General features: G+C 63.3%; 7 protein-coding genes. 4 read left to right on the top strand and 3 right to left on the bottom strand.

Going from position 1 to position 9,406, the window contains the following annotated elements; all coding sequences use genetic code 11:
• Positions 1–243: 243 nt before the first annotated feature.
• From NKI15_RS28905 to NKI15_RS28895, 3 genes are all read right to left on the bottom strand, one after another.
• On the bottom strand, positions 244–1,434 hold the full coding sequence (locus tag NKI15_RS28905; RefSeq protein WP_286440766.1) for an Mrp/NBP35 family ATP-binding protein: 1,191 nt from the start codon (positions 1,432–1,434) through the stop codon (positions 244–246).
• A 77-nt stretch (positions 1,435–1,511) separates the two neighbouring features.
• Positions 1,512–2,516, bottom strand: a complete 1,005-nt coding sequence (locus NKI15_RS28900) for an inorganic phosphate transporter (protein WP_023828550.1) — start codon at positions 2,514–2,516, stop codon at positions 1,512–1,514.
• A gap of 3 nt (positions 2,517–2,519) precedes the next feature.
• Entirely contained in the window at positions 2,520–3,161 is a 642-nt protein-coding gene (locus NKI15_RS28895; protein WP_023673429.1) for a DUF47 domain-containing protein, read from the bottom strand.
• Between the two features lie 154 nt (positions 3,162–3,315).
• Here NKI15_RS28895 and NKI15_RS28890 point away from each other — a divergent pair, with 154 nt between their 5' ends.
• The 4 genes from NKI15_RS28890 (at position 3,316) to fdhF (ending at position 9,365) form a co-directional block, all read left to right on the top strand.
• Positions 3,316–4,215: a LysR family transcriptional regulator gene (locus tag NKI15_RS28890; protein ID WP_023688790.1), complete on the top strand. Its 900-nt coding sequence runs from the start codon at positions 3,316–3,318 to the stop codon at positions 4,213–4,215.
• A 194-nt stretch (positions 4,216–4,409) separates the two neighbouring features.
• Positions 4,410–4,889: a formate dehydrogenase subunit gamma gene (locus tag NKI15_RS28885; RefSeq protein WP_023738147.1), complete on the top strand. Its 480-nt coding sequence runs from the start codon at positions 4,410–4,412 to the stop codon at positions 4,887–4,889.
• On the top strand, positions 4,886–6,442 hold the full coding sequence (locus NKI15_RS28880; RefSeq protein WP_023673426.1) for a formate dehydrogenase beta subunit: 1,557 nt from the start codon (positions 4,886–4,888) through the stop codon (positions 6,440–6,442). Before NKI15_RS28885 ends, NKI15_RS28880 begins: the two co-directional genes overlap by 4 nt.
• Before the next feature lie 10 nt (positions 6,443–6,452).
• On the top strand, positions 6,453–9,365 hold the full coding sequence (gene fdhF, locus NKI15_RS28875) for a formate dehydrogenase subunit alpha (protein ID WP_023673425.1): 2,913 nt from the start codon (positions 6,453–6,455) through the stop codon (positions 9,363–9,365).
• Positions 9,366–9,406: the final 41 nt, after the last annotated feature.

Here is a 9,406-nt window from a genome sequence, read left to right as displayed (position 1 = left end):
CAACCAATCCGCTTGGCGCTGCGGCGGACGCATAGGGGGAGAGAAGTGTCACCTATGTATCCGGTTCAAAGTGTTACCCATCTATCGGCTGGACATCGTGAAGCGAGGCGGGTGGGGTCGCCTCAACTGCCTCAACGTGAGTTGAGCTGCCTCGACTTGTAAAGAAATAGCGTCGAGCGTGTCACCGCGGACCCCACCCGGCCCTTCGGGCCACCCTCCCCTCAAGGGGGAGGGATATCCGAGCTACTCGAACACGATGTTCGGCACCGCCGCTTCGGCCGCGCCGCGTTCTTCGTTGACCCGGTCCCAGACCTTCGAAGCAATGCCGCGATAGATCTTCGCCTCGGCGCTGTCTGGCTTCGACGCCACCACCGGAGCACCTTCATCAGAACTTTCGCGAATGCCCATTTCCAGCGGCACTTCGCCGAGGAAGGTCACGCCGAGTCGCTCGGCCTCGCGCCGCGCCCCGCCATGGCCAAAGATGTCGTAGCGCTTGCCGGTATCGGGGGCTATGAAATAGCTCATGTTCTCCACGATGCCGAGCAGCGGCACGTCGACCTTCTTGAACATATTCAATCCTTTGCGGGCGTCGATCAGCGCCAGGTCCTGCGGCGTCGAGACGATGACGGCGCCGGCCAGCGGCACCTGCTGGGCCATGGTCAGCTGGGCGTCGCCGGTGCCGGGCGGCATGTCGACGACGAGCACGTCGAGGCGGCCCCATTCGACCTCGCGCAGCATCTGCGTCAGCGCCGACATCACCATCGGACCGCGCCAGATCATCGGCGTCTCCTCGTCGACGAGGAAGCCCATCGACATCACCTTAAGGCCGTAGTTCTCCATCGGTTTCAGGATCTTGCCGTCGACGGTCTGCGGCCGGCCATGGATGTTGAGCAGCCTGGGCATGGACGGGCCATAAATATCGGCATCGAGCACGCCGACACGCAAACCGTTGGCGGCGAGGCCAAGCGCGATGTTGACAGCGGTGGTCGACTTGCCGACGCCGCCCTTGCCGGACGCCACCGCGATGATCGCCTCGATGCCGGGCACGCCGCGCTTGCCCGACCTTTCCGAGGCCGGGGCGTGCGGGGCTGGAGAGTGTGGAGCTGGGCGCGGCGCGGCTGGCGCAGCCGGGGGTGCCGGCCTGGGCGCGGGACGCGACGCAACCGGAGCCTCCATGCCGCCGCCCTTCTTCTCCGCCGTCAGCGCGACGACGGCGCCGGCGACACCAGGGATCGCCTTGACGACACGCTCGGCTGCGGCGCGCAGCGGCTCCATCTCCTGTGCACGGGCGGCGGGAACGGTGATCGAGAAAAACACTTTCGAATCGGCGATGAAAATCTCCGAAACCATGCCGAGGTCGACGATGTTGCCGGTGAAGTCCGGCCCGTTGACCGTCTTCAGACGCTCGGTGACGATTTCCTTGGTGACGGACATGCATTGTTCCCTAAGGCGTTTGGCTGCGGCTCAGATAGTGCAGATTGGCAGCGACTCCAAGCACCACGGTGTCCGCCTCACCTTGCCAGGCCAACCGCAAGGTAGGTGAGCGCCGAAATTGCAGCCGTGGCCGGCAAGGTGACGATCCAGGCGATGACGATGTTGCCGGCAACGCCCCAGCGCACGGCCGAGACGCGACGGGCAGCGCCGACACCGATGATGGCCCCGGTGATCGTATGGGTGGTCGACACGGGAACGCCAAGCCAAGTGGCGGCAAACAGGGTGATGGCGCCGCCGGTCTCGGCGCAGAAGCCCTGCATCGGATTCAGCCGGGTGATCTTCGAGCCCATCGTGTGAACGATGCGCCAGCCGCCGAACAAAGTGCCGAGCGCCAGTGCTGTCTGACAGGTGAGGACGACCCACAGCGGCACGTAGAACGTCCCGCCGAGCATACCTTGCGAATAGAGCAGCACGGCGATGATGCCCATGGTTTTCTGGGCGTCGTTGCCGCCGTGCCCTAGCGAATAAAGCGAGGCCGAAAAGAACTGCATGACGCGGAAGGTGCTGTCGACGGCGAACGGTGTCTGGCGCACGAACAGCCAGGAAACGGCCAGGATCAGGACCAGCGCCAGAACAAACCCTGTCGCCGGCGACACGACGATTGCGGCGACCGTCTTGCCAAGCCCGGTCCAGACGATGGCGCCGGGCCCAGCCTTTGCAACGCCGGCGCCGACGAGCCCGCCGATCAGGGCATGCGAACTGCTGGACGGGATGCCGGCAATCCAGGTGACGATGTTCCAGACGATGGCGCCAACGAGCGCCGAGAAGATCACCGCCGGCGTGACGATGCTGACGTCGACGATACCTTTTCCCACGGTTTCAGCCACGTGAAGGCCGAAGAACATGAAGGCGATGAAATTGAAGAAAGCCGCCCACAGGACCGCATATTGCGGTCTCAGCACGCGGGTGGAGACGATGGTGGCGATGGAGTTCGCTGCATCGTGCAGGCCGTTGAGAAAATCGAAAAACAGCGCGACGGCGACAAGGCCGATCAGCACGGGAAAGGCGATGGTGGCTTCCATTGCCTAAACGTTCTCGATGACGATGCCGCTGATCTCGTTGGCGACGTCCTCAAAGCGGTCGACCACCTTCTCCAGCTGGCCGTAGATCTCCGAGCCGATCAGGTAGGCCATCGGATCGCTGCGGCCATGCCGCTTGAACAGGTCCTTCAATCCCTGCTCATGCAGATCGTCGGCGCGGCTTTCGACGCGCATCACCTCTTCGGCGATGGCGTTGAGGCGTACCGTGTGCGTGCCGACCTTGCTGAGCAGCGGGATCGCTTCGGCAACCAGCCTGGAGGCGGCAACGATGACGCCACCCATCTCCTGCATCAGCGGGTCGAATTCCTTCTTTTCGAACAGCTTCACCGTCTTGACGGTCTTGTGCATCATGTCGATGGCGTCATCCATCGACTGGATCAGGTCCTTGATGTCGCCGCGATCGAAGGGCGTGATGAAGGAACGCCGCACCGCCAGCAGCACTTCGGCCGTGATATGATCGGCCTCGTCCTCGAGATCGATGATCTTCTGGCACCAACGATCGATGTCCTTGCCCTGCAGGAGCTGCTCCAGCGCCTCGGCGCCGCCGACCACGGTGCGGGAATGCCGTTCAAAGAGGTCGAAGAAGCGATCTTCGCGCGGCAAAAGCTTGCGGAACCAGCCCAGCATGTCCGATCTCCTCGTATTCCATCCAACCACATAGCGCCGTGTTCGGCCGGGGGAAACAGCCAGCCGGCCCAAAGATGTGGATGGCCAATTGCGGGTAGAGCTTGCGGCGAAAGGCAATTTCCCCGACCTTGCGTGCAACGAACGGATGGATGGTATGATCGACAAGCTCGAATTCTTCATCGCGCTGGCCAAGGAGGAGCATTTCGGCCGGGCGGCGGAAGCGTGCGGCGTCACGCAGCCGACCTTGTCGGCCGGGATCAAGCAGCTGGAGGGCCAGCTCGGCGTCATGCTGGTCAATCGCGGTTCGCGCTTTCAGGGGCTGACGCCGGAAGGCAAGCAGGTGCTGGTGTGGGCGCGTCGCATCGTCGGCGATTCCAGGACCATGCGCGAAGAGATGCGGGCGGCGCGACATGGCCTGTCCGGGCGTATCCGTATTGCCGCCATCCCAACCGCCCTCGCCATGGTGGCGCGGCTTACGACGCCATTTCGCGAGAAGCATCCGGGCGTCACCTTCTCTATCCTGTCGCGCACCTCGATCGAGGTGTTGTCGCTGCTCGGCAATTTCGACGTCGATGCCGGCATCACCTATCTCGACAACGAGCCTCTCGGACGGGTGACCAGCGTGCCGCTCTATGACGAGCGCTACCAGCTGATCACGGCGGTCGGAAATCCCTATTCGGATCGCGACAAAGTGACATGGGCCGAAATCAGCCAGCTGCCGCTCTGCCTGTTGACGCCGGACATGCAGAACCGCCGCATCATCGACCAGCATCTGGCCGAGGCCGGCGTGCAGGTGCGGCCGACACTGGAATCCAACTCGATGATCGTGCTGTTCTCCCACATACGGACAGGCAAATGGTCGTCGATCATGCCGCTCAACCTGGCGGAAACATTCGGTTTTTCCGAGCCGATCCGGGCCATTCCGATCGTCGAACCGGATGCTAGCCACACGGTCGGGCTGGTCGCCGCGCCGCGCGAACCGCACACGCCGCTGGTGCAGGCGCTGCTGGACGAGGCGATGGCGCTGGCAGACGATTTCCGCGCCAATCGCTGAGCTAGTCATAACTGGTCAATCGGCGCGATAGAAATTTTCTATCGTGCAACGAAACCGCTTTATTGATTTCAGAGGTTTTCTCTGATTTCTTAAGCACTTAGCGTTTAAGCGGCGTAGGCATGTCGTTGTTCCAAAACCGCTTCATGCTTTTGGACGATTATATGCATCGATCGCTACGATAGGGAGGGCGCTGCGTGACGATGCAGCCTGCAAGTACCGAGATACAGTCGCGCACGGCGGCGATCATCCAGGAGTTGAAGGGCCTCGAAGGCCCCCTGCTGCCGATCCTGCACGAGATCCAGGAAGAATTTGGCCACGTGCCGCAGGACGCCGTGCCCGTCATCGCCGATGGGCTGAACCTGTCGAGGGCCGAAGTGCATGGCGTCGTGACCTTCTATCATGATTTCCGTGCCCGGCCGGCTGGCCGGCATGTGCTCAAGCTTTGCCAGGCGGAAGCCTGCCAGTCGATGGGTTCGGATGCGATCGCCGCAAAGGTCAAGCAGTTGCTCGGCATCGATTTCCATGAGACCACCCGCGACGGATCGGTTACGCTTGAGCCTGTCTATTGCCTCGGGCTGTGCGCCTGTTCACCGTCGGCGATGCTGGATGGTGAGGTGATCGGGCGGCTCGATGACGAGAAGATCGAAGAGATCGTCGCGGAGGTACGCTCATGATCCCGCGCATCTACATTCCAGGTGACTCCGGCGCGCTGGCGCTCGGCGCCGAAAAAGTCGCCAAGGCTGTTCGTGCGGAACTGGCCGAACGGGGTGTCGAGGCCAAGATCGTCCGCAACGGCTCGCGCGGCGCCTATTTCCTCGAACCGATGGTCGAGGTCGCGACCGAAAAGGGCCGCGTCGCTTACGGGCCGGTCAAGCCATCGGACGTCAAGAGCCTGTTCGACAGCGGCTTTCTCACCGGCGGGCATCACAAGCGCTGGCTGGGCGCGCCCGACAAAATCCCGTTCCTGGCCAAGCAGACGCGCCTGACCTTTGCGCGTTGCGGCATCAACGACCCGCTATCGCTCGATGCCTACAAGTCACTGGGCGGGCTCAAGGGCCTGCAGAACGCGGTGGCCATGGCGCCGCTCGACATCGTCAAACAGGTCACGGAATCGGGCTTGCGCGGCCGAGGCGGCGCCGGCTTCCCGACCGGCATCAAGTGGAAGACGGTGCTCGATACGACATCTGACCGCAAATACATCGTCTGCAATGCCGACGAGGGCGACAGCGCCACCTTTGCCGACCGCATGATTATGGAGGGCGACCCCTTCGTGCTCATCGAAGGCATGACGATTGCCGGCATCGCCACCGGCGCGACCAAGGGGTTCGTCTATATCCGCTCGGAATATCCGCATGCGGTGGCTGTCATGAACAAGGCTGTCGAGGTCGCCCGCAAGGCAGGCGTGCTCGGCGTCAGCGTGCTGGGTTCGCCCAACGCCTTCGACATGGAAATCCGCGTCGGCGCCGGCGCCTATGTCTGCGGCGAGGAAACTTCGCTGCTGAACAGCCTTGAAGGCAAGCGCGGCGTGGTGCGAGCCAAGCCACCGCTGCCGGCAATCCAGGGTCTGTTCGGCAAGCCGACGGTGATCAACAACGTCATCAGCCTGGCCTCCGTGCCCATCATCATGGACAAGGGTGCTGCCTTCTACAAGGATTTCGGCATGGGCCGCTCGCGCGGCACGATCCCGATACAGATCGCCGGCAACGTCAAGTTCGGCGGCCTGTTCGAGGCGGCGTTCGGCATGACGCTGGGCGAGATCGTCGACGATATCGGCGGCGGTACGGCCACAGGTCGCCCGGTGAAGGCGGTGCAGGTCGGCGGCCCGCTCGGCGCCTATTTCCCGCGCGGCCTGTTCGACACGCCGTTCGACTACGAAGAGTTCGCGAAGCGCGACGGGCTGATCGGCCATGCCGGCATCACCGTGTTCGACGACACGGCCGACATGCTGAAGCAGGCGCGCTTTGCCATGGAGTTCTGCGCCATCGAAAGCTGCGGCAAGTGCACGCCCTGCCGCATCGGCTCGATACGCGGGGTGGAGACCATCGACCGGCTTGCCGCCGGCATCGAGCCGGAGAAGAACCTGGCACTGGTCACCGATCTCTGCAACACGATGAAGTTCGGATCGCTCTGCGCGCTGGGCGGCTTCACGCCCTATCCGGTGATGAGCTCGATCACCCATTTCCCCGAAGATTTCAAGCCCGCGCCGGCGCGCGTGGCTGCTGAATAGGAGCTGGCAGATGAATATCAAGGCCGACTTCCCGACACTCATCGAAGAACTCGATTACGGAACCCCGGAATCGAAGGCGCAAAAGCAGGTTACGCTGATCGTCGACGGCCGCAGCATCAGCGTGCCGGAGGGTACGTCGATCATGCGCGCGGCGATGGAAGGCGGGGTCGAGATCCCAAAACTCTGCGCCACGGACATGCTGGACTCGTTCGGCTCCTGCCGCGTCTGCCTGGTCGAGATCGACGGGCGCGGCGGCACGCCGGCATCCTGCACGACCCCCGTCGGCGAAGGCATGGTGGTGCGCACGCAATCCGAGCGGCTCGACGCCATCCGCCGCGGTGTCATGGAGCTTTACGTCTCCGACCACCCGACCGGCTGGAACGAGAAGGCCGGCACCGGCGCCAGCGAGTTCGACGTTGTGGCGAAATCGGTCGGCCTGACCGAGAACCGCTTCGGCATTGAGGGCCGCAACCACGTCAAGCAGGAAAACGGCGTCGCGCCCGGCCATGGCTCGCTGGCGGTCGACTACATCGCCCGCGACGAGTCCAACCCCTATTTCACCTATGATCCGGCGCAATGTATCGTCTGCTCGCGCTGCGTGCGGGCCTGCGAGGAGGTGCAGGGCACCTTCGCGCTGACGATCGAGGGCCGCGGTTTCGAATCGCGCATGGTCGCCGGCATGCACGAGGATTTCATCGCCTCCGAATGCGTGTCCTGCGGCGCCTGCGTGCAGGCCTGTCCGACCGATGCGCTGCGTGAAAAGACCGTGCTTGAGAAAGGCATGCCCGAGCGTTCCGCTGTCACCACCTGCGCCTATTGCGGCGTCGGCTGCTCGTTCAAGGCAGAAGTGAAGGACGACGAAGTCATTCGCATGATGCCCTACAAGGACGGCAAGGCGAACCACGGCCACTCCTGCGTGAAGGGCCGTTTCGCCTATGGCTATGCCACCCACAAGGACCGCATCCTGTCGCCTATGATCCGGGAAAAGGTCAGCGATCCCTGGCGCGAGGTGAGTTGGGAAGAGGCCATCGCCCATACGGCCAAGGAATTCCGCCGTATCCAGTATCAATACGGCCGCACCTCGATCGGCGGTATCACGTCCTCGCGCTGCACGAATGAAGAGACCTATCTCGTCCAGAAGCTGGTGCGCCAAGGCTTCCGCAACAACAATGTCGACACTTGCGCGCGCGTCTGCCACTCGCCGACCGGCTACGGCCTCGGCCAGACCTATGGCACCTCGGCCGGCACGCAGGATTTCGATTCCGTCGATTTCACCGATGTCGCCGTCATCATCGGCGCCAATCCGGCTTCCGCGCACCCGGTGTTCGCCTCGCGGCTGAAAAAGCGGCTGCGCCAGGGCGCCAAGCTGATCGTGCTCGATCCGCGCCGCACCGAAATGGTCAAGTCGGCGCATATCGAGGCCGACTATCACCTGCCGCTGAAGCCCGGCACCAACGTGGCGGTGCTGACGGCGCTGGCGCATGTCATCGTTACCGAAGGGCTTTTCGACGAAGCCTTCATCCGCGATCGCTGCGACTGGGCGGAGTTCCAGGATTGGGCTTCTTTCGTCGCCTTGCCGGAAAACAGCCCCGAAATCGTGGGCAAGCTGTCCGGCGTCGATCCCGAACTGATCCGAGGTGCTGCACGGCTCTATGCCAAGGGCGGCAATGGCGCGATTTATTACGGCCTCGGCGTGACCGAACACAGCCAGGGTTCGACCACGGTTATGGCTATCGCCAACCTTGCCATGGCGACCGGCAATATCGGCCGCCCGGGCGTCGGGGTGAATCCGCTGCGCGGCCAGAACAACGTGCAGGGTTCCTGCGACATGGGCTCGTTCCCGCATGAACTGCCGGGCTACCGCCACATCTCCGGCGAGGCGGTGCGCGACATCTATGAGACGTTGTGGGGGGTGAAGCTCGACGACGAACCGGGCCTGCGCATCCCCAACATGCTGGATGCCGCCGTCGACGGATCCTTCAAGGGCATCTACATCCAGGGCGAGGACATCCTGCAATCCGACCCTGATACCAAGCATGTCGCGGCCGGCCTGGCGGCGATGGAATGCGTCGTCGTGCACGACCTGTTCCTCAACGAGACAGCTAACTACGCGCATGTCTTCCTGCCGGGCTCGACCTTCCTGGAAAAGGACGGCACCTTCACCAATGCCGAGCGCCGCATCAACATGGTGCGCAAGGTGCTGGAGCCGAAGGCGCGCTATGCCGACTGGGAAGCGACACAGGAGCTTGCCCGCGCGATCGGGCTGGATTGGAACTACCAGCATCCCTCCGAAATCATGGACGAGATCGCCAAAACGACGCCAAGCTTCGCCGGCGTCTCTTTCGATCTGCTCGACCGTGTCGGATCGGTGCAATGGCCCTGCAACGAGAAGGCGCCGCTCGGCACGCCGATCATGCATATCGACGGCTTCGTGCGCGGCAAGGGCAAGTTCATCCGCACAGAATATGTGGCGACCGACGAGCGGACCGGGCCGCGTTTCCCGTTGCTGCTGACCACCGGTCGCATCCTCAGCCAGTACAATGTCGGTGCACAGACAAGGCGCACCGAAAACGTCATGTGGCACTCGGAAGATCGGTTGGAGATCCATCCGCACGACGCCGAGAACCGCGGCCTGCGCGATGGCGACTGGGTGCGGCTGACCAGCCGTTCGGGTGAGACGACGCTGCGTGCGCTGATCACCGACCGGGTGTCGCCAGGTGTGGTCTACACAACGTTCCACCATCCCGACACGCAGGCCAACGTCATCACCACCGACTTCTCGGACTGGGCGACCAACTGCCCGGAGTACAAGGTGACCGCGGTGCAGGTCGGCGCCTCCAACGGGCCTTCGGACTGGCAGCGCGATTATAACGAGCAGGCCGAGCAGAGCCGCCGCATCGCAAAGCTGGAAGCGGCGGAGTAGTCTTGCCACGGCGTTCGACAATGAGAGCTTCAATCTTGACG

Source organism: Mesorhizobium sp. M0862, assembly GCF_040319795.1.
Classification (GTDB): Bacteria; Pseudomonadota; Alphaproteobacteria; order Rhizobiales; family Rhizobiaceae; genus Mesorhizobium.
The sequence above is the reverse complement of the archived record's forward strand: the minus strand, read 5'-3'. Positions and strand labels throughout refer to the sequence as shown.